This is a genomic window from Priestia sp. MDV22-iso46 (assembly GCF_058629175.1).
This window is the reverse complement of the sequence record NZ_JBZVWT010000015.1, coordinates 24,729-45,226: the sequence shown is the minus strand read 5'-3', so window position 1 is coordinate 45,226 and position 20,498 is coordinate 24,729. Positions and strand designations below refer to the sequence as shown.

Annotated in this window: 21 protein-coding genes and 1 other annotated feature; all 21 genes read left to right on the top strand. The window is 40.1% G+C overall.

The annotated features are described in order from the left end of the window. Window positions 1-6: 6 nt before the first annotated feature. The 21 genes from AC4NPH_RS29050 to rplC all read left to right on the top strand — a co-directional run bounded on the left by AC4NPH_RS29050 (window position 7) and on the right by rplC (window position 20,484). On the top strand, window positions 7-432 hold the full coding sequence (locus tag AC4NPH_RS29050; protein WP_013054907.1) for a Mini-ribonuclease 3: 426 nt from the start codon (window positions 7-9) through the stop codon (window positions 430-432). Continuing rightward, window positions 422-1,165: a 23S rRNA (guanosine(2251)-2'-O)-methyltransferase RlmB gene (rlmB, locus tag AC4NPH_RS29045; RefSeq protein ID WP_013054908.1), complete on the top strand. Its 744-nt coding sequence runs from the start codon at window positions 422-424 to the stop codon at window positions 1,163-1,165. The genes AC4NPH_RS29050 and rlmB overlap by 11 nt, the downstream gene beginning before the upstream one ends. Window positions 1,166-1,167: 2 nt before the next feature. Beyond that, window positions 1,168-1,677 carry an NYN domain-containing protein gene (locus tag AC4NPH_RS29040; protein ID WP_013081364.1) on the top strand — a complete coding sequence of 170 codons (510 nt, stop codon included), beginning with the start codon at window positions 1,168-1,170 and terminating at the stop codon, window positions 1,675-1,677. Window positions 1,678-1,745: 68 nt separating this feature from the next. Further along, complete coding sequence (gene sigH, locus AC4NPH_RS29035) at window positions 1,746-2,396, top strand: RNA polymerase sporulation sigma factor SigH (protein WP_013054910.1); 651 nt, start codon at window positions 1,746-1,748, stop codon at window positions 2,394-2,396. An 81-nt stretch (window positions 2,397-2,477) separates the two neighbouring features. Next, a complete protein-coding gene (rpmG, locus tag AC4NPH_RS29030) occupies window positions 2,478-2,627 on the top strand; it encodes a 50S ribosomal protein L33 (RefSeq protein WP_013054911.1) in 150 nt (49 codons plus the stop codon). 53 nt (window positions 2,628-2,680) lie between these two features. After that, window positions 2,681-2,860, top strand: a complete 180-nt coding sequence (gene secE / locus AC4NPH_RS29025; RefSeq protein ID WP_013054912.1) for a preprotein translocase subunit SecE — start codon at window positions 2,681-2,683, stop codon at window positions 2,858-2,860. Window positions 2,861-3,055: 195 nt separating this feature from the next. Further along, on the top strand, window positions 3,056-3,589 hold the full coding sequence (nusG, locus tag AC4NPH_RS29020) for a transcription termination/antitermination protein NusG (RefSeq protein WP_013054913.1): 534 nt from the start codon (window positions 3,056-3,058) through the stop codon (window positions 3,587-3,589). A gap of 165 nt (window positions 3,590-3,754) precedes the next feature. Beyond that, window positions 3,755-4,180, top strand: a complete 426-nt coding sequence (rplK, locus tag AC4NPH_RS29015) for a 50S ribosomal protein L11 (protein ID WP_013054914.1) — start codon at window positions 3,755-3,757, stop codon at window positions 4,178-4,180. A gap of 110 nt (window positions 4,181-4,290) precedes the next feature. Next, a complete protein-coding gene (rplA, locus tag AC4NPH_RS29010) occupies window positions 4,291-4,986 on the top strand; it encodes a 50S ribosomal protein L1 (RefSeq protein WP_013054915.1) in 696 nt (231 codons plus the stop codon). Between the two features lie 65 nt (window positions 4,987-5,051). Continuing rightward, window positions 5,052-5,195 (top strand) — a sequence feature (ribosomal protein L10 leader region). A 40-nt stretch (window positions 5,196-5,235) separates the two neighbouring features. Next, window positions 5,236-5,736 carry a 50S ribosomal protein L10 gene (gene rplJ / locus AC4NPH_RS29005; RefSeq protein WP_013054916.1) on the top strand — a complete coding sequence of 167 codons (501 nt, stop codon included), beginning with the start codon at window positions 5,236-5,238 and terminating at the stop codon, window positions 5,734-5,736. Between the two features lie 44 nt (window positions 5,737-5,780). Next, complete coding sequence (rplL, locus tag AC4NPH_RS29000) at window positions 5,781-6,143, top strand: 50S ribosomal protein L7/L12 (protein ID WP_013054917.1); 363 nt, start codon at window positions 5,781-5,783, stop codon at window positions 6,141-6,143. 112 nt (window positions 6,144-6,255) lie between these two features. After that, window positions 6,256-6,858, top strand: a complete 603-nt coding sequence (locus tag AC4NPH_RS28995; RefSeq protein WP_013054918.1) for a class I SAM-dependent methyltransferase — start codon at window positions 6,256-6,258, stop codon at window positions 6,856-6,858. 245 nt (window positions 6,859-7,103) lie between these two features. Further along, on the top strand, window positions 7,104-10,667 hold the full coding sequence (gene rpoB, locus AC4NPH_RS28990; protein ID WP_013081368.1) for a DNA-directed RNA polymerase subunit beta: 3,564 nt from the start codon (window positions 7,104-7,106) through the stop codon (window positions 10,665-10,667). A gap of 62 nt (window positions 10,668-10,729) precedes the next feature. Then, complete coding sequence (gene rpoC / locus AC4NPH_RS28985) at window positions 10,730-14,323, top strand: DNA-directed RNA polymerase subunit beta' (protein ID WP_013054920.1); 3,594 nt, start codon at window positions 10,730-10,732, stop codon at window positions 14,321-14,323. A 131-nt stretch (window positions 14,324-14,454) separates the two neighbouring features. Further along, a complete protein-coding gene (locus AC4NPH_RS28980) occupies window positions 14,455-14,703 on the top strand; it encodes a 50S ribosomal protein L7ae-like protein (protein ID WP_013054921.1) in 249 nt (82 codons plus the stop codon). Window positions 14,704-14,802: 99 nt separating this feature from the next. Further along, on the top strand, window positions 14,803-15,225 hold the full coding sequence (gene rpsL / locus AC4NPH_RS28975; RefSeq protein WP_013054922.1) for a 30S ribosomal protein S12: 423 nt from the start codon (window positions 14,803-14,805) through the stop codon (window positions 15,223-15,225). Window positions 15,226-15,275: 50 nt separating this feature from the next. After that, the gene (gene rpsG, locus AC4NPH_RS28970; protein WP_013054923.1) at window positions 15,276-15,746 is read left to right on the top strand and encodes a 30S ribosomal protein S7; all 471 of its coding nucleotides are present in this window, start codon (window positions 15,276-15,278) and stop codon (window positions 15,744-15,746) included. Between the two features lie 57 nt (window positions 15,747-15,803). Next, window positions 15,804-17,882 (top strand): elongation factor G, encoded by a 2,079-nt coding sequence (fusA, locus tag AC4NPH_RS28965; protein ID WP_013054924.1) that lies wholly within the window; start codon window positions 15,804-15,806, stop codon window positions 17,880-17,882. 116 nt (window positions 17,883-17,998) lie between these two features. Further along, window positions 17,999-19,189, top strand: coding sequence for an elongation factor Tu (tuf, locus tag AC4NPH_RS28960; RefSeq protein ID WP_013054925.1), 1,191 nt, complete (start codon window positions 17,999-18,001; stop codon window positions 19,187-19,189). A 315-nt stretch (window positions 19,190-19,504) separates the two neighbouring features. Beyond that, window positions 19,505-19,813, top strand: coding sequence for a 30S ribosomal protein S10 (gene rpsJ / locus AC4NPH_RS28955; RefSeq protein ID WP_013054926.1), 309 nt, complete (start codon window positions 19,505-19,507; stop codon window positions 19,811-19,813). Window positions 19,814-19,854: 41 nt separating this feature from the next. After that, complete coding sequence (gene rplC / locus AC4NPH_RS28950; RefSeq protein WP_013054927.1) at window positions 19,855-20,484, top strand: 50S ribosomal protein L3; 630 nt, start codon at window positions 19,855-19,857, stop codon at window positions 20,482-20,484. Window positions 20,485-20,498 lie beyond the last annotated feature (14 nt).

Below are 20,498 nucleotides of genomic sequence, written 5' to 3'. Positions count from 1 at the left end.
AGTGTTATGAGCAGCAGTAAATTAGATGTAAAACAGCTAAATAGCTTAGCTCTTGCTTATATGGGTGATGCGGTGTTTGATTTACATGTTCGCCGCCACCTGCTGGTGTTAGGGACAGTGCGCCCTAACCAGCTTCATAATAAAGCTAAAAAATATGTATCAGCAAAAGCACAAGCGCAAATCGTATATTATTTTAAAAATGAAAACTTTTTTACTGAAGAAGAAGAAGGTGTACTGCGCCGAGGACGCAATGCAAAGTCCGGTACAGTCCCTAAAAACACAGATGTGCAAACGTATCGCTACAGTACGGCATTTGAAGCGGTCGTAGGCTATTTGTATCTTTTAGGTGAAGAAGAAAGAATGATGGAACTTATTACTAAAGCTATCTCTTTCGTCGATGAAGGAGAGGGAGGAATGAATCATGGAACATGAATTTATCATTGGACGTAATCCGGTCCTAGAAGCCCTAAAGTCTGGGCGCGACATTAACAAACTATGGATTGCCGAAGGATCGCAAGGCGGTTCTATGGGGCAAATCACGCAGTTAGCAAAACGTAATGGTGTATTGGTGCAGTTTGTACCGAAAAAGAAAATTGAGCAAATGGTAGACGGTATTCATCAAGGAGTAGCTGCACAAGTTGCTGCTTATCAGTATGCAGAGTTAGATGATTTATTTAACTTAGCGGAAAAACGTAATGAAAGTCCGTTTTTTCTTCTGTTAGATGAGCTTGAAGATCCCCATAATTTAGGTTCTATTATGCGAACAGCTGATGCCGTTGGCGCACACGGTATTATTATTCCAAAGCGCCGTTCAGTTGGATTAACCGCCACTGTAGCTAAGGCCTCTACAGGAGCAATTGAACATGTTCCCGTAGCAAGGGTAACAAACCTATCAAGGACGATTGATGAATTAAAAGATCGAGGCGTATGGATTGTTGGAACAGATGCGAAAGAAAGCGATGATTACCGCAACTTAGATGGAGGTATGCCGCTTACGTTAGTGATTGGAAGCGAAGGAAAAGGCATGAGTCGTTTGATTCGTGAAAAATGCGACTTCCTTGTACAGCTTCCGATGGTTGGGCATGTTACATCGTTAAATGCATCTGTAGCAGCTAGTCTTCTCATGTATGAGGTTTACCGAAAACGCCATCCTCTAGGTGAATAAGAATGGATATTCTACTGGTGGATGGTTATAACATGATAGGTGCGTGGCCCGACCTAAGAAAGCTTAGAGATAATGATTTAGCCGGTGCTCGAGACCTGTTAATCGAAAAGATGGCAGAGTATCAAGCATATATGGGTTATCGTGTCATTATTGTCTTCGATGCTCATATGGTCGAAGGAATTGAAAAGAAGGCAAAAAATCATAAGGTTGACGTTGTATTTACAAGAGAAAATGAAACAGCGGATGAGTACATTGAAAAGCTGGCTCAAGAGCTAAACAATGTAAAGACACAGATTCATGTTGCTACATCTGATTTTACGGAGCAGTGGGCAATCTTTGGACAAGGTGCGCTTAGAATTTCTGCTCGAGAATTGTACAACGAAATTGAGCAAATTGAGAAACATATTAATCTTGATGTGAAGTCTATTCAAAATCAAAAGCCAGCGGCACGCATTCAACTTTCCAATCAAGTAGCCGAAATTTTCGAAAAATGGCGCCGGGGACAGCGGTGAGGTTATTGACGGTACGGAATTAGCTACTGTATAATATTTCTATCTACTGTGCGGTCGGGGGGATCGATATGGGCGATAATTATGGGAGAAAACTGCATGCTCATTTCGAACAACAAGAGGATGAAACAGTTGTCGATCTTGTGCATAAAGGCGATATTGACGCATTAGAGTATTTGATTCATAAATACAAAAACTTTGTGCGAGCAAAGGCGCGGTCATATTTTTTAATTGGGGCAGACCGTGAAGATATTGTACAAGAAGGTATGATAGGGTTATATAAGGCAATTAGAGATTTTAGAGAAGATAAGCTAACTTCGTTTAAAGCTTTTGCTGAACTTTGCATTACGAGGCAAATTATTACCGCTATTAAAACCGCAACAAGGCAAAAACATATTCCATTAAACTCTTATGTATCATTGGACAAGCCAATATATGATGAAGAGTCCGACCGAACCTTAATGGATGTTATTTCGGGGACAAAAGTAGCAAATCCAGAAGAGTTGCTCATTAATCGAGAGAAGTTTGATGATATTGAATTAAAGATGGCTGAACTGTTAAGTGATCTTGAGCGAAAAGTTCTCGTTCTTTATTTAGATGGTCAATCTTATCAAGAGATTTCAGAAGAGTTAAACCGCCACGTCAAATCCATCGATAATGCACTTCAGCGTGTGAAGAGGAAATTAGAGCGCTACCTCGAGATTCGTGAAATCACAATGTAGCCTTCTATCCTCATATTGACATGCTAAGAAAGTCTGTGATACTTTTTTATAGACATTATCACTCTATAGGTGGTTGACATTATGCGTAAAAAAGTTGTACTTGCGTGTGTGCAATGCGCTAGTCGTAACTATACGACTATGAAAAACACACAGCAAAACGAAGATCGTTTAGAAATGAAGAAGTTTTGCAAAACGTGTAACGCACATACGATTCATCGTGAAACAAAGTAGATCAATAATCTGCACAGACTAATACCCCTTTTAATTTATTGGAGGTTACAAACATGAACCGTGTAGGAAATTTCTTGCGTGATGTTGGGCGTGAGATGAAGAAGGTAAGTTGGCCTAAAAAAAATGAGCTAACTCGTTATACAATTACTGTTATTTCTACAGTTGTATTTATGACACTCTTTTTTGTAGTAGTTGATTACGGAATTTCGTCACTTATTCGTTTAATCCCTTGAATAAATTGACTTAAATCATGGTATAATAAAGCTAAATTATGTTTTTTTCAGAAAAGCCCGGAGACGGGTTTTTTAATTTGCTTTAAGAATGATTGTGCTAGGAGTCAACTATTTTCCTAGTGCGTTGTCTGTGCAATAGATTAGGACATCTTATTTTATAGTGAGCTGGGAGGGAAGGACGTATAGTCCTCAGAAATGGAGAAAAATTGGTATGTAGTCCATACTTATTCTGGATATGAAAATAAAGTAAAAACAAATTTAGAAAAGCGCGTAGAAACAATGGGTATGCAAGATAAAATTTTCCGCGTTGTTGTTCCTGAAGAAGAAGAAAGAGAAATTAAGAACAACAAAGAAAAGATTACAAAGAAAAAAGTATTTCCAGGGTACGTGTTAGTTGAAATCATCATGACGGATGATTCATGGTATGTAGTTCGTAATACACCTGGCGTTACGGGCTTTGTAGGTTCAGCAGGTTCTGGATCAAAGCCAACTGCTCTTCTACCAGAAGAAGTAGAAATGATCTTAAAACAAATGGGCATGGACGAGAAGCATGCTGACTTTGACTTTGAACTAAAAGAAACAGTATTAGTTCAAGAAGGTCCGTTTGCAAACTTCGAAGGTACCATTGAAGAAATCGATACAGATAAACGTAAAGTTAAGGTTCATGTGGATATGTTCGGAAGACAAACGCCAGTAGAGCTAGACTTTACACAAATTGAAAAAATATAATCTGTAAGACCTTGCAATTCATGAAGTTTAATGTTAATATTTCATAAGTCAGTATGTCTCAAAACTAGAGACTAAAACAACTATTTCTTTATTTTATATATAAAGAACATTGAGTGGGAGGGCATCGCCCTATTACCACATCACGGACTTAAGGAGGTGTGTCTCGTGGCTAAAAAAGTAATTAAACTTGTTAAGTTACAAATTCCTGCAGGTAAAGCAAATCCAGCGCCACCAGTTGGTCCTGCATTAGGTCAAGCCGGTGTTAATATCATGGGTTTCTGTAAGGAGTTTAACGCTCGCACAGCTGATCAAGCTGGTCTTATCATTCCTGTTGAAATCACGGTATTTGAAGACCGTTCATTTACATTTATTACGAAAACTCCACCTGCTGCTGTACTACTTAAGAAAGCGGCTGGTATTGAGTCTGGTTCTGGTGAACCAAACCGTAATAAAGTTGCAACAGTCAAGCGTGACAAAGTGCGTGAGATTGCTGAAACTAAAATGCCTGACTTAAACGCTGCTAGCGTTGAATCTGCAATGCGCATGGTAGAAGGTACAGCGCGCAGTATGGGAATCGTAGTTGAAGACTAATTCCATTTGATTGGGTGTTAGAAGGTTGCGAGAAATGGAAGTTTTCCTATGCTCGCAACCTTTATTAGTGGGAGGTTATTCCGTTAAAACCACATAAGGAGGAAACAAAAATGGCTAAAAAAGGTAAAAAGTACGTTGAAGCTGCTAAGCTTGTAGATCGTACACAAACTTATTCAGTACAAGAAGCGATTGAATTAGTAAAGAAAACAAACACAACTAAATTTGATGCAACTGTAGAAGTAGCATTCCGTTTAGGAGTTGACCCTAAGAAAGCTGACCAACAAATTCGTGGTGCAGTAGTACTACCAAACGGTACAGGTAAAACTCAACGTGTATTAGTATTCGCTAAAGGCGAAAAAGCTAAAGAAGCTGAAGCTGCAGGCGCTGACTACGTTGGCGATGCTGACTACATCAACAAAATCCAACAAGGTTGGTTCGAGTTCGATGTAATCGTAGCTACTCCAGACATGATGGGTGAAGTTGGTAAACTTGGTCGTGTATTAGGACCTAAAGGTTTAATGCCAAACCCTAAAACTGGTACAGTAACATTTGATGTTCAAAAAGCAGTTAACGAAATCAAAGCTGGTAAAGTAGAATACCGCGTTGATAAAGCGGGTAACATCCACGTACCAATTGGTAAAGTATCTTTCGAAGAGAGCAAGTTAGTTGAAAACTTCACTACAATCTTCGAAACTATGGTAAAAGCTAAGCCGGCAGCAGCAAAAGGCACATACATGAAGAACGTAGCTGTTACTTCAACAATGGGCCCTGGTATCAAAGTTGATACTGCTTCATTCTCTGCTTAATAAATTTGGAAATAAATCGGTGTTGACTTTTTGAAAGTCCCTGATTATAATAGATAATGTTGTTAAAAAGAATAACATTTGTACCGTAGACAGTAGGTGCTGCAAAGCTTAATTTCCTACCGAGGTGTGTGAGATAAATTAGTGAAACGTTATGGTTCGCTTACTACACCTCCATGTCTTTATTGTCATGGAGGTTTTTTATTGCACCTTGTCTGAGTGTACGGAAGGAAATCTACAGGAGGTGTAAAGATGAGCAACGTAATTGAACAAAAGAAACAAGTCGTAGACGAAATTGCTGAAAAACTTCAAGCGAGTAACTCAATAGTTGTCGTTGACTACCGTGGTTTGAATGTTGCTGAAGTTACTGAACTTCGTAAGCAATTACGTGAAGCAGGCATTGAGTTCAAAGTTTACAAAAACACTTTAACTCGCCGTGCTGTAGAAAAACTTGAACTAACAGATCTTAATGATGCGTTAGTAGGTCCAAATGCAATCGCATTTGGTGGAGAAGATGTTGTTGCTCCAGCTAAAATTCTAAACAACTTCGCGAAAGAACACGAAGCGTTAGAAATCAAAGCTGGTGTAATTGAAGGTAATGTTGCATCTGTTGAAGAAATTAAAGCACTTGCAGAACTACCATCTCGCGAAGGCTTACTTTCTATGTTGCTTAGCGTGCTTCAAGCTCCAATTCGCAACCTTGCTCTTGCTACAAAAGCTGTGGCAGATCAAAAAGAAGAACAAGGTGCATAATCTAGTCTGTTATATATAACACAATCACAAGGAGGAAATTAACAATGACTCAAGAACAAATCATTGAAGCAGTTAAAAATATGACTGTTTTAGAACTTAACGATTTAGTAAAAGCAATCGAAGAAGAATTTGGCGTAACTGCTGCTGCTCCTGTAGCTGTAGCTGGCGGTGCTGCTGGTGAAGCTGCTGCTGAGAAAACTGAATTTGACCTAGTACTTGAAAGTGCTGGCGGACAAAAAATCAAAGTTATCAAAGTAGTACGTGAAATCACTGGTCTTGGCTTAAAAGAAGCTAAAGAAATCGTTGATAACGCTCCAAAAGCTCTTAAAGAAGGTATTTCTAAAGAAGAAGCTGAAGAAGCAAAAGCTAAACTTGAAGAAGTTGGCGCTTCTGTAGAAGTTAAGTAATTATTGCTTAACAACTGATATAAAAAAGCTCGCTTGTACAAGCGAGCTTTTTTGCTTCTGTCATCCTTTTCATTTATAGTAAAGAAGAACATATTGATTAGGAGGTTCTATTTTGACAGAACATTATTTTTCTAATACACCATCGTCTGCAAGTAATGAAGAGCGCTTTTCATTTGAATTGAGAGGAACCTCTTTTTCATTTACGAGTGACCGCGGTGTTTTTTCAAAAAAAGAGGTCGATTTTGGATCGCGCCTGTTAATTGAAACGTTTCAAATGCCCGAGAGTCCCGGCCCGCTTCTGGATGTTGGATGCGGATATGGTCCAATTGGGTTGGCACTTGCAAAAGAGGACAGCCAAAGAAACGTTCATATGGTTGATGTTAATGAACGTGCATTAGCACTAGCTCAAAAAAATGCTGAAGTTAATTCAGTATCAAATGTTTCAATCTATCAAAGCTCTTGCTATGAAAATGTGAAGGAAACGAATTTTGCAGCTATTCTTAGTAATCCGCCGATCCGTGCGGGTAAAAAAGTTGTTCATGAAATTCTAGAAAAATCATTAGATCACCTTGCTGACCAAGGAGAGCTTTGGATTGTGATTCAGAAAAAGCAAGGAGCGCCATCTGCTCTTGCGAAATTAGAATCTCTATTTAATGAAGTAGAAGTAGTAGAAAAGAAAAAAGGGTATTATATCATATGTGCTAAAAAATGTTGACTAATATTTTTTAGTATGTTAGCATTATAAAATGCCAATATATAAATATTCCATATAAGCTCGGGTTATACATAAAATAAAAGGTATAATTTTGAATTATATGGGAAAAACTAATAAAATCAATAGTACGTTTTTATGAAATTGTGGTTTTCTATTTAAAGAGACCATTTTTCTTTTGTTCAATAATAAACATATGGTTTATTATATATTTTGAATAATAACGCTTGATTTGAGGGGTGAATCAGTTGACAGGTCAACTAGTTCAGTATGGACGCCACCGCCAACGCAGAAGTTATGCTCGTATTAGTGAAGTTTTAGAGTTACCGAACTTAATCGAGATTCAAACGGCTTCATACCAATGGTTTTTAGATGAAGGTTTACGAGAAATGTTCCAAGATATTTCTCCAATTGATGATTTTACAGGTAACTTATCACTAGAATTTATTGATTACAGCTTAGGTGAGCCAAAGTATTCAGTAGGAGAGTCTAAAGAACGTGATGTAACTTATGCAGCACCTCTTCGTGTTAAGGTGCGGTTAATTAATAAAGAAACAGGTGAAGTAAAAGACCAAGATGTGTTCATGGGAGATTTCCCATTGATGACCGAAACAGGTACCTTTGTAATTAACGGTGCTGAGCGTGTTATCGTATCACAGTTGGTTCGTTCACCAAGTGTTTACTATAGTGGAAAGCTTGATAAAAACGGTAAAAAAGGATATACAGCAACTGTTATCCCTAACCGTGGTGCATGGCTAGAATATGAAACTGATGCAAAAGATGTAGTATACGTGCGTATTGATCGTACTCGTAAACTGCCAGTAACAGTGCTGTTACGCGCGCTAGGTTTCGGTTCTGACCAAGAGATTATCGATTTAATCGGTGATAATGAATACATCCGTAATACGCTTGAAAAAGATAATACGGAAACAACGGAAAAAGCGCTATTAGAAATCTATGAGCGTTTACGTCCGGGTGAACCACCGACAGTTGAGAATGCGAAGTCTCTATTAGTATCTCGCTTCTTTGATCCAAAACGATATGACTTAGCGAACGTAGGTCGCTATAAAATTAATAAAAAGCTTCATATCAAACATCGCTTATTTAATCAAAAGCTAGCTGAAACATTAGTTGATCCTGAAACAGGTGAAATTATTGCAGAAAAAGGCGCAATGATTGACCGCCGTCTGCTAGATCGCTTGATTCCGATGCTTGAAGGTGGAGTAAACTTCAAAACTTATAGTCCGGTTGGTGGAGTAGTAGAAGACGATGTTACATTACAATCTATTAAGATTTATGCGCCAAATGATCCAGAAGGTGAAAAAATCATCACTGTATCAGGTAACGCATATGTAACAGAAGAAGTTAAAAATATCACACCTGCTGATATTTTAGCATCAATCAGTTACTTCTTTAACTTGCTTCATCAAGTAGGAGACACAGATGATATCGACCACTTAGGTAACCGTCGTCTGCGTTCTGTAGGTGAATTGTTACAAAACCAATTCCGTATCGGTTTATCTCGTATGGAACGTGTTGTTCGTGAAAGAATGTCAATTCAAGACACGAATACAATCACACCTCAACAATTAATTAATATTCGCCCAGTTATTGCGGCGATTAAAGAGTTCTTTGGAAGTTCTCAATTATCACAGTTCATGGATCAAACGAATCCATTAGGCGAATTGACGCACAAACGTCGTCTTTCAGCTCTAGGACCTGGTGGTTTAACGCGTGAGCGCGCTGGTTTCGAAGTGCGTGACGTTCACTACTCCCACTATGGCCGTATGTGCCCGATTGAAACACCAGAGGGTCCGAATATCGGGTTAATCAACTCACTATCTTCTTATGCAAAAGTAAACAAATTCGGTTTCATCGAAACACCTTACCGTCGTATCGATCCTGAAACAGGTAAAGTGACAGAGCGAATTGACTACTTAACAGCTGATGAAGAAGATAACTATGTTGTAGCCCAAGCGAACGCTCGTCTAGGTGATGATGGTTCATTCTTAGATGAAAATGTCGTTGCACGTTTCCGTGGAGAAAACACGGTTATCCGTCGCGATCGTTTAGACTATATGGATGTATCACCAAAACAAGTTGTATCTGCCGCTACAGCATGTATCCCATTCTTAGAGAACGATGACTCTAACCGTGCATTAATGGGTGCGAACATGCAACGTCAAGCAGTACCTTTATTAAATCCTGAAGCACCAATCGTAGGTACAGGTATGGAATACGTATCTGGTAAAGACTCTGGTGCAGCCGTGATTTGTAAATATCCTGGCGTTGTAGAGCGCGTAGAAGCAAAACAAATTTTTGTTCGCCGCTATGAAGAAGTAGACGGACAAAAAGTTAAAGGTAACTTAGATCAATACAAATTATTAAAATTTGTTCGTTCTAACCAAGGTACTTGTTACAACCAGCGTCCAATTGTTTCAGTTGGCGACGAAGTAGTAAAAGGTGAGATCTTAGCCGACGGTCCTTCAATGGAAAAAGGTGAGCTTGCTTTAGGACGAAACGTAATGGTTGGTTTCATGACATGGGATGGTTACAACTATGAGGATGCCATCATCATGAGTGAACGCCTTGTGAAAGACGATGTATATACGTCTGTTCATATTGAAGAATATGAATCTGAGTCTCGTGATACGAAGCTTGGACCTGAAGAAATTACGCGTGACATTCCAAACGTAGGTGAAGATGCGCTTCGCAACTTAGATGAGCGTGGAATCATCCGCATTGGTGCAGAAGTAAAAGACGGAGATCTTTTAGTTGGTAAAGTAACGCCAAAAGGTGTAACAGAACTAACAGCTGAAGAACGTCTTCTACACGCTATTTTCGGTGAAAAAGCGCGTGAAGTTCGTGATACTTCTCTTCGTGTACCGCACGGCGGCGGTGGAATCATTCTTGATGTTAAAGTCTTCAACCGTGAAGATGGCGACGAATTACCACCAGGTGTAAACCAATTAGTCCGTGTATATATTGTTCAGAAGCGTAAAATTTCTGAAGGTGACAAAATGGCCGGTCGTCACGGTAACAAAGGTGTAATTTCACGTATTTTACCTGAAGAAGATATGCCTTACCTACCAGACGGTACGCCAATTGACATCATGTTAAACCCATTAGGGGTACCATCTCGTATGAACATCGGTCAGGTGCTAGAGCTTCATTTAGGTATGGCTGCTCGTAAGCTTGGCATTCACGTTGCGTCTCCAGTATTTGATGGTGCGCGTGAGGAAGATGTTTGGGCAACAATCGAAGAAGCTGGCATGTCTCGTGATGCTAAAACAGTTCTATATGATGGTCGAACAGGTGAACCATTCGATAACCGTGTATCAGTAGGAATCATGTACATGATCAAACTTGCTCACATGGTAGACGATAAACTTCACGCTCGTTCTACTGGACCATACTCACTTGTTACACAACAACCACTTGGTGGTAAAGCGCAGTTCGGTGGACAGCGTTTTGGTGAGATGGAGGTATGGGCACTTGAAGCATACGGTGCTGCTTACACATTACAAGAGATCTTAACAGTGAAATCAGATGACGTAGTAGGTCGTGTGAAAACATACGAAGCAATTGTTAAAGGTGAAAACATTCCAGAACCTGGCATACCTGAATCGTTCAAAGTATTAATTAAAGAACTACAAAGTTTAGGTATGGATGTGAAGATGCTTTCTGCTGACGAGCAAGAAATTGATATCATGGACTCAGAAGAGGACCATGAGCAACCAACAGAATCAATTATTGCAGATAACGAAGAAAGCCTTTCTGAAGGACAAAAAGATCCTGTCACAAAAGAGTAAGGAATTACTTTCATATAAACGTTAAGGGAAAAAACCTGTAGATTAAAAGGGAGGTAGGCTCCTTGCTAGATGTAAATAACTTTGAGTATATGAAAATCGGTCTAGCTTCGCCAGATAAAATTCGTTCTTGGTCGTACGGTGAGGTAAAAAAACCTGAAACGATCAACTACCGTACGTTAAAACCTGAAAAAGACGGCTTATTCTGTGAGCGTATTTTTGGTCCACAAAAGGACTGGGAATGTCACTGCGGAAAATATAAGCGCGTTCGTTATAAAGGTGTTGTATGTGATCGTTGTGGCGTAGAAGTTACGCGCGCAAAAGTTCGTCGTGAACGCATGGGTCACATCGAGCTAGCTGCACCTGTTTCTCATATTTGGTACTTTAAAGGTATTCCTAGCCGCATGGGACTTGTCTTAGACATGTCCCCTCGTGCGCTAGAGGAAATCATTTATTTTGCTTCTTATGTAGTAACAGATGCTGGTGATACACCACTTGAAAAGAAACAGCTTTTATCAGAGAAAGAATACCGTGCGTATCGTGAGAAGTACGGACAAACTTTCCATGCAGCAATGGGTGCTGAAGCTGTTAAAAAATTATTGCATGACATCGATCTTGATAAAGAAGTAGATGCTTTGAAAGAAGAATTGAAAACTGCTCAAGGTCAACGTCGTACACGTGCTATTAAACGTTTAGAAGTACTAGAGGCTTTCCGTCATTCTGGTAACGAACCTTCTTGGATGATTTTAGACGTTCTACCGGTTATTCCGCCAGAACTTCGTCCAATGGTTCAATTAGATGGTGGACGCTTTGCTACGTCTGATCTAAATGATTTATATCGCCGTGTAATTAACCGTAACAACCGCTTAAAGCGTTTATTAGACCTTGGAGCTCCTAGCATTATCGTTCAAAACGAAAAGCGTATGCTTCAAGAAGCTGTAGATGCATTAATCGATAATGGTCGTCGCGGCCGTCCGGTAACAGGACCAGGTAACCGTCCATTAAAATCTCTTTCTCACATGTTAAAAGGTAAGCAAGGTCGCTTCCGTCAAAACTTATTAGGTAAACGTGTTGACTACTCTGGCCGTTCGGTAATCGTTGTAGGTCCGAACTTAAAGATGTATCAATGTGGTCTTCCAAAAGAAATGGCGTTAGAGCTTTTCAAACCTTTCGTAATGAAAGAGCTTGTTGAACGCGGTTTAGCTCATAACATCAAGAGTGCAAAACGTAAAATTGAACGTGTGCAACCTGAAGTATGGGACGTATTAGAATCGGTTATTAAAGAGCATCCAGTTCTTTTAAACCGTGCACCAACGCTACACAGACTAGGTATTCAAGCGTTTGAACCTACGCTTGTAGAAGGTCGCGCTATCCGTCTTCACCCGCTTGTATGTACAGCATATAACGCTGACTTTGACGGTGACCAAATGGCGGTTCACGTTCCATTATCTGCAGAAGCACAAGCAGAAGCACGTATCTTAATGCTTGCTGCTCAAAATATCTTGAACCCTAAAGATGGTAAACCAGTTGTTACACCTTCACAGGATATGGTATTAGGTAACTACTACTTAACACTTGAGCGTGAAGAGGCAGTTGGAGAAGGTATGGTGTTCAAAGATACCAACGAAGCACTATTAGCGTACCAAAACGGTTATGTGCATCTTCATACACGTGTAGCTGTGTATGCAGGTTCTTTAAACAACGAAACGTTTACAGAAGCACAAAATCAACAATTGCTTGTTACAACGGTTGGTAAATTAGTTTTCAACGAAATTTTACCAAAATCGTTCCCATACATTAACGAACCAACAAGAGAAAACTTAGAAGTGAAAACTCCTGAGAAGTACTTTGTTGAAAAAGGTGCAGATGTGAAGGAATTCATCAAGAATCAACCGGCTATCGCACCGTTCAAGAAAAAAATCTTAGGTAATATCATCGCTGAAGTATTTAAACGTTTCAAAATTACTGAGACTTCTAAAATGCTTGACCGTATGAAAGACCTAGGTTTCAAATATTCTACTAAAGCTGGTATTACAGTTGGTGTAGCTGATATCGTGGTTTTAGGAGAAAAAGAAGTTATCTTAACAGAAGCGCAAGCTAAAGTAGATAACGTCCTAAAACAATTCCGTCGCGGTTTAATTACTGAAGATGAGCGTTATGATCGTGTTATCTCTGTATGGAGCAGTGCGAAAGACGTTATCCAAGGTAAATTAATGGCATCATTAGACAAACGCAACCCAATCTTCATGATGAGTGACTCTGGTGCCCGTGGTAACGCATCTAACTTCACTCAGCTTGCAGGTATGCGTGGACTAATGGCCAACCCGTCTGGTCGTATCATTGAGTTACCAATCAAATCTAGTTTCCGTGAAGGTTTAACAGTATTAGAGTACTTTATCTCTACCCATGGTGCACGTAAAGGTCTTGCCGATACGGCTCTTAAAACAGCTGACTCAGGTTACCTTACTCGTCGTCTGGTTGACGTGGCACAAGACGTTATCGTACGTGATGACGACTGTGGTACAGACCGCGGTATTTTGGCTGTTGCAATCAAAGAAGGAACAGAAGAAATTGAGAAACTTGATGAGCGTCTAATTGGACGTTATGCAAGAAAAACAGTACTTCACCCAGGAACAAACGAAGTGTTAGTGAAAGAAAACGAACTAATTACAGAAGACCTAGCTGAAACAATTGTGGATGCTGGTGTTGAAGAAGTATGGATTCGTTCTGCATTCACTTGTAACACTCGCCACGGTGTATGTAAAAAATGTTACGGTCGTAACCTTGCAACTGGTTCAGAAGTTGAAGTGGGTGAAGCAGTTGGTATCATCGCTGCTCAATCTATCGGTGAGCCAGGTACACAGTTAACGATGCGTACATTCCATACAGGTGGGGTTGCTGGAGACGATATCACTCAAGGTTTACCGCGTATCCAAGAGATCTTCGAAGCGCGTAACCCTAAAGGTCAAGCCGTTATTTCTGAAATTGAAGGTACAATTGCCGGCATTTCTGAAGGACGCGATCGTCAACATGAAATTACTGTTCAAGGAGAGATTGAAACTCGTTCTTACACAGCTCCGTACAGTGCACGTCTGAAAGTTATTGAAGGACAGCGCATTGCACGTGGTCAAGAATTAACAGAAGGTTCAATTGATCCTAAAGAATTACTAAAAGTAAAAGACATCACGGCTGTACAAGAGTACTTGCTTCGTGAGGTGCAAAAAGTATACCGTATGCAAGGGGTAGAAATTGGAGATAAACACGTAGAGGTAATGGTTCGCCAAATGCTTCGTAAAGTGCGCGTAATGGATTCAGGAGATACAGATGTATTACCAGGTTCATTACTTGATATTCACCAATTCACTGATGCAAATGAAAAAGTATTACTTGAAGGCAATCGTCCAGCGACAGGCCGTCCTGTATTACTTGGTATTACAAAAGCATCTCTTGAAACTGATTCCTTCTTATCTGCTGCATCATTCCAAGAAACAACGCGTGTTCTTACGGATGCTGCAATCAAAGGAAAACGTGATGAGTTGCTTGGACTTAAAGAGAATGTTATCATTGGTAAGCTAGTTCCGGCTGGTACAGGTATGACGAGATATCGTAATGCTGAACCGATCAAAAACCAAGCTGAAGAAACGGTAACAATCGACTAATTATAAAATCATTACTCTAGAATGGATGTTTTTTAAAAAAACTACAAAACGTTAGTTGACATCCATTCTAGGGAATGATACTATATCAAAGGTGCTCCTATAAACTACCTGTTACTTTGGAGGATATGATAATGTCTTATGAAAAAGTATTACAGGCTGATCATATTATTGTAGGAACAAAGCAGACGGTGAAAGCATTAAAAAAAGGTACAGTAAAGGAAGTCATCATTGCTGAAGACGCTGATTTTTATGTCACATCTATTGTGGCAAAAACGGCACAGCAAGAAAACGTTCCGTATACGTATGTCCCTTCTATGCGAAAGCTTGGTCAAGCTTGTAGGATAGAAGTTAACGCTGCAACTGTTGCAATTATTAGTTAACACGTTTTTGAACTTTTAGTTTCAAAGACTTTGTTTTTTGCTAAAAAATGAACCACCTGGATGTGTGGTCTTACAAAAGGCGAAAGGAGGAAAATTTAAATGCCTACTATTAACCAATTAATCCGTAATGGTCGCGTGAGTAAAGGTAAAAAATCTGACTCACCTGCTTTAAACAGAGGTTACAACAGCTTCAAAAAAGCTCAAACTAACCAATCTTCTCCACAAAAACGTGGTGTATGTACACGTGTGGGTACTATGACACCGAAGAAACCGAACTCGGCTCTTCGTAAATATGCTCGTGTACGTTTAACAAACGGTATCGAGGTAACAGCTTATATCCCAGGTATTGGTCACAACTTACAAGAACACAGCGTGGTACTTATCCGCGGTGGACGTGTAAAAGATTTACCAGGGGTACGTTACCATATCGTACGTGGTGCACTTGATACTGCTGGTGTGGATGGCCGTATGCAAGGTCGTTCTAAATATGGTACTAAGCGACCAAAAGCAGCTAAAAAATAATAGCTTAACAATTAATAGATAAACTTTTAAAAGTGAAAGGAGGAAGTAGAATGCCACGTAAGGGACCTGTTGCAAAAAGAGACGTATTACCAGATCCGATTTACAATTCTAAGCTTGTATCTCGCTTAATCAACAAAATGATGCTTGATGGAAAGCGCGGTAAGTCACAAGCTATTCTTTATAGAGCATTCGATTTAGTACAAGAGCGCAGTGGTAAAGAAGCTATGGAAGTATTCGACCAAGCTCTTAAAAACATCATGCCTGTACTAGAAGTTAGAGCACGCCGTGTAGGGGGTTCTAACTACCAAGTTCCTGTAGAAGTACGTCCAGAGCGTCGTACTACTCTAGGTCTTCGTTGGTTAGTAAACTATGCTCGTCTTCGTGGAGAAAAAACGATGGAAGAGCGTTTAGCTAACGAAATCCTTGATGCAGCTAACAACACTGGTGCTGCAGTTAAGAAACGTGAAGATACTCACAAAATGGCAGAAGCTAATAAAGCATTTGCTCATTACCGTTGGTAATCTTTTAACGAAACTTTTTGAAAAACAAACTAAAATATGGAAGGAGAAATACCTAAGATGGCAAGAGAGTTCTCCTTAGAAAACACTCGTAATATTGGGATCATGGCTCACATTGATGCTGGTAAAACAACAACAACTGAGCGTGTTCTTTATTATACTGGCCGTATCCATAAAATTGGTGAAACTCATGAAGGAGCTTCACAAATGGACTGGATGGAGCAAGAGCAAGAACGTGGTATCACTATCACGTCTGCTGCGACAACTGCTTCTTGGAAAGGTCACCGCGTTAACATCATCGATACTCCTGGACACGTAGACTTCACTGTTGAAGTTGAGCGTTCATTACGTGTACTTGATGGCGCTGTGGCAGTTCTTGATGCTCAATCTGGTGTTGAGCCTCAAACAGAAACAGTATGGCGTCAAGCGACTACGTACGGTGTTCCCCGTGTCGTATTCGTTAACAAAATGGACAAAATTGGTGCTGACTTCTTGTACTCTGTAAAAACGATCCACGATCGTTTAGGTGCAAATGCTCACCCAATCCAATTACCAATTGGTGCTGAAGATGAGTTCGAAGCAATCATTGACCTAGTGGAAATGAAAGCATACTTCTACGAAGATGACTTAGGTACTCGTTCAGAAGCTCGTGAAATTCCTGAGGAATACAAAGAGCAAGCTGAAGAATACCGTGCAAGCTTAGTAGAAGCTGTTGCAGAACTTGACGAAGAATTAATGATGAAGTACTTAGACGAAGGCGAGCTTACAGTTGAAGAACTAAAAGCTGGTATCCGTAAAGGTACTTGTGACGTTGAATTCTACCCAGTTATCTGTGGTTCAGCATTCAAAAACAAAGGTGTACAATTAATGCTAGATGCGGTAATTGATTACCTACCATCTCCAGTTGATGTACCAGCAATCCAAGGTATCGTACCTGAAACAGAAGAAGAAGTTACGCGTGAGTCTAGCGACAACGCTCCTTTCTCAGCATTAGCGTTCAAAGTTATGACGGACCCTTATGTTGGTAAATTAACGTTCTTCCGTGTTTACTCTGGTGTACTAAGCTCTGGTTCATACATCAAAAACTCTACAAAAGGTAAGCGTGAGCGTGTAGGTCGTATCCTACAAATGCATGCTAACTCTCGTGAAGAGATTTCTGAAGTATACGCTGGAGATATCGCGGCAGCTGTAGGATTAAAAGATACTTCTACTGGTGATACTCTATGTGACGAAAAGAGTCTTGTAATTCTTGAGTCTATGGAATTCCCAGAGCCAGTTATCTCTTTATCTGTTGAGCCAAAATCAAAAGCTGACCAAGATAAAATGACTACAGCTCTTCAAAAGTTACAAGAAGAAGATCCAACTTTCCGTGCGGAAACTAATACAGAGACTGGTCAAATCATCATCTCTGGTATGGGTGAGCTTCACCTTGATATCATCGTTGACCGTATGCGTCGCGAATTCAAAGTAGAAGCAAACGTTGGTGCTCCTCAAGTAGCTTACCGTGAAACTTTCCGCGCTGGTGCGAAAGTTGAAGGTAAATTCGCTCGTCAATCTGGTGGTCGTGGACAATTCGGTCACGTTTGGATTGAGTTCGAACCTAACGAAGAAGGAAAAGGCTTTGAATTTGAGAACAAAATCGTTGGTGGTGTAGTTCCACGTGAATACATCCCTGCAGTTCAAGCTGGTCTTGAAGATGCATTACAAAACGGTGTTCTTGCTGGTTATCCATTAATCGATATCAAAGCTGCTTTAGTTGATGGATCTTACCATGACGTTGACTCAAGTGAGATGGCGTTTAAAATTGCCGCTTCTATGGCTCTTAAAAACGCAGTATCAAAATGTAACCCAGCTATCCTTGAACCAATGATGAAGGTTGAAGTTGTTATCCCTGACGAATACTTAGGAGATATCATGGGTGACATTACGTCTCGTCGTGGACGTGTAGAAGGTATGGAAGCACGCGGTAACGCTCAAGTTGTACGTGCATTCGTTCCACTTTCTGAAATGTTTGGTTATGCAACTGCATTACGTTCAAACACTCAAGGTCGCGGAACATATTCTATGCACTTCGATCACTACGAAGAAGTTCCTAAATCAATTTCAGAAGAAATTATTAAAAAAAATAAAGGTGAATAATTGATTTTCACTCTTTATTGAAGTATAACTACTTATGTACGCTGTGAAAGTGGAGCTCATTCCCTTTCACGGCCTCATAAAACATAAACTACATGAATTTTAAGGAGGATTTTCGAATGGCTAAGGAAAAATTCGACCGTTCAAAAACACATGCCAATATCGGTACAATTGGTCACGTTGACCATGGTAAAACAACTTTAACAGCTGCTATCACTACTGTTCTTGCTAAGAAAAGTGGTAAAGGTGCAGCAATGGCTTACGATATGATCGACGCTGCTCCAGAAGAGCGCGAGCGTGGAATCACAATCTCAACTGCACACGTTGAGTATGAAACTGACACTCGTCACTATGCACACGTTGACTGCCCAGGACATGCTGACTATGTTAAAAACATGATCACTGGTGCTGCTCAAATGGATGGCGGTATCTTAGTAGTATCTGCTGCTGATGGTCCAATGCCACAAACTCGTGAGCACATCCTTCTTTCTCGTCAAGTAGGTGTACCTTACCTAGTTGTATTCTTAAACAAATGTGACATGGTAGACGACGAAGAGCTACTTGAATTAGTAGAAATGGAAGTACGTGACCTTCTTTCTGAATACGACTTCCCTGGTGACGATGTACCAGTAATCAAAGGTTCTGCTCTTAAAGCTCTTGAAGGCGACGCTGATTGGGAAGCTAAAATCATCGAGCTTATGGACGCTGTTGATGAGTACATCCCAACTCCAGAACGTGACACTGAAAAACCATTCATGATGCCAGTTGAGGACGTATTCTCAATCACTGGTCGTGGTACAGTTGCTACAGGTCGTGTAGAGCGTGGACAAGTTAAAGTTGGTGACGTTATCGACATCATCGGTTTAACTGAAGAGCCAAAATCTACTACTGTAACAGGTGTAGAAATGTTCCGTAAGCTTCTTGACTATGCTGAAGCTGGCGACAACATCGGTGCTTTACTTCGTGGTGTAGCACGTGAAGAAATCCAACGTGGACAAGTATTAGCTAAACCAGGCTCAATCACTCCACACACTAAATTTACTGCTGAAGTATACGTTCTTTCTAAAGACGAAGGTGGACGTCACACTCCATTCTTCACAAACTACCGTCCACAGTTCTACTTCCGTACAACTGATGTAACTGGTATTTGTAACTTACCTGAAGGCGTAGAAATGGTAATGCCTGGCGACAACATCGAAATGACTGTTGAACTTATCGCTCCAATCGCGATTGAAGAAGGTACTAAATTCTCAATCCGTGAAGGTGGACGTACAGTAGGCGCTGGCGTTGTAGCTAAAATCAGCGAGTAATTTCTCGTTTCAGTAAAGGGAGTAGGGTAACCTACTCCTTTTTTATTTGGTGATAAAAGGTAAAGATAGTTTTTACTATTACACTTGCAAAATGATCTCCTTTTATATATAATGAAAAAAGTGTGCGACACATGAAAAAGTTTTTTAACTTTATTGTTGCAATATGAACCCATTTTTAGTATAATAAAAATGTTGGTCTTTGACTGCGATGATGCGGAAGGTTGCCGACACACCCGGCCGCTTTGCCATGGCGAGTGTGGGGAAATTTCCGCGGAGAATGTCTATTGTAAAATAGGCGAAAAAGGAGGGAAAATAATGGCAAAAGAAAAAATTCGCATTCGTTTAAAAGCATATGATCACAGAATTCTTGATCAATCTGCTGAGAAAATCGTAGAAACTGCAAAACGTTCTGGTGCGGCTGTATCTGGTCCGATTCCATTACCGACTGAAAAATCAATTTATACAATTCTACGTGCAGTACACAAATATAAAGATTCTCGTGAGCAGTTCGAAATGCGCACGCATAAACGCTTAATTGATATCGTGAATCCAACACCACAAACTGTTGATTCATTAATGCGTTTAGACTTACCATCTGGTGTAGATATCGAAATTAAACTTTAATTTAAAATAAAGAATGAAAAGATACTTAGGAGGTGTGACTAATGGCCAAAGGAATCTTAGGAAGAAAGATCGGTATGACTCAAGTATTTGCTGAAAATGGTGACTTGATCCCAGTAACAGTAATTGAAGCTTCTGCTAACGTAGTTCTTCAAGTTAAAAACGCTGAGACAGACGGTTACGAAGCAATCCAATTAGGTTTCGAAGATATCCGTGAAAAACTATCTAACAAACCTGCAAAAGGACATGCTACTAAAGCTAATACTGCTCCTAAGCGCTTCATCCGTGAGTTACGCGGTGTGGACGCTTCAGCATATGAAGTTGGTCAAGAAGTCAAGGTTGATATTTTCGCAGAAGGCGATGTAATTGATGTAACAGGAATCTCAAAAGGTAAAGGTTTCCAAGGTGCTATTAAACGCCACGGACAATCTCGCGGACCTATGTCTCATGGTTCTCGCTACCACCGTCGCCCAGGTTCAATGGGTCCTGTAGCTCCAAACCGCGTATTCAAAGGTAAATTATTACCAGGACGCATGGGTGGAGAGCGCATCACTGTGCAAAACTTATCAATCGTTAAAGTTGACGCAGAACGCAATCTTTTATTAGTAAAAGGTAACGTGCCAGGAGCTAGAAAATCTCTAGTTACTGTTAAATCTGCAGTTAAATCTAAATAATAATTCTTCGAGAA

Bases quoted from the DNA above. Each gene is read 5' to 3' on its own strand.
- secE (WP_013054912.1), top strand. From the start codon at position 2,681: ATGAACCGTGTAGGAAATTTCTTGCGTGATGTTGGGCGTGAGATGAAG.
- rpsG (WP_013054923.1), top strand. From the start codon at position 15,276: ATGCCACGTAAGGGACCTGTTGCAAAAAGAGACGTATTACCAGATCCG.
- AC4NPH_RS29040 (WP_013081364.1), top strand. From the start codon at position 1,168: ATGGATATTCTACTGGTGGATGGTTATAACATGATAGGTGCGTGGCCC.
- rpmG (WP_013054911.1), top strand. From the start codon at position 2,478: ATGCGTAAAAAAGTTGTACTTGCGTGTGTGCAATGCGCTAGTCGTAAC.
- sigH (WP_013054910.1), top strand. From the start codon at position 1,746: ATGGGCGATAATTATGGGAGAAAACTGCATGCTCATTTCGAACAACAA.
- rlmB (WP_013054908.1), top strand. From the start codon at position 422: ATGGAACATGAATTTATCATTGGACGTAATCCGGTCCTAGAAGCCCTA.
- AC4NPH_RS29050 (WP_013054907.1), top strand. From the start codon at position 7: ATGAGCAGCAGTAAATTAGATGTAAAACAGCTAAATAGCTTAGCTCTT.
- tuf (WP_013054925.1), top strand. From the start codon at position 17,999: ATGGCTAAGGAAAAATTCGACCGTTCAAAAACACATGCCAATATCGGT.
- nusG (WP_013054913.1), top strand. From the start codon at position 3,056: ATGGAGAAAAATTGGTATGTAGTCCATACTTATTCTGGATATGAAAAT.
- rpsJ (WP_013054926.1), top strand. From the start codon at position 19,505: ATGGCAAAAGAAAAAATTCGCATTCGTTTAAAAGCATATGATCACAGA.
- rplL (WP_013054917.1), top strand. From the start codon at position 5,781: ATGACTCAAGAACAAATCATTGAAGCAGTTAAAAATATGACTGTTTTA.
- fusA (WP_013054924.1), top strand. From the start codon at position 15,804: ATGGCAAGAGAGTTCTCCTTAGAAAACACTCGTAATATTGGGATCATG.
- rplJ (WP_013054916.1), top strand. From the start codon at position 5,236: ATGAGCAACGTAATTGAACAAAAGAAACAAGTCGTAGACGAAATTGCT.
- rplC (WP_013054927.1), top strand. From the start codon at position 19,855: ATGGCCAAAGGAATCTTAGGAAGAAAGATCGGTATGACTCAAGTATTT.
- rpsL (WP_013054922.1), top strand. From the start codon at position 14,803: ATGCCTACTATTAACCAATTAATCCGTAATGGTCGCGTGAGTAAAGGT.
- rplA (WP_013054915.1), top strand. From the start codon at position 4,291: ATGGCTAAAAAAGGTAAAAAGTACGTTGAAGCTGCTAAGCTTGTAGAT.
- AC4NPH_RS28980 (WP_013054921.1), top strand. From the start codon at position 14,455: ATGTCTTATGAAAAAGTATTACAGGCTGATCATATTATTGTAGGAACA.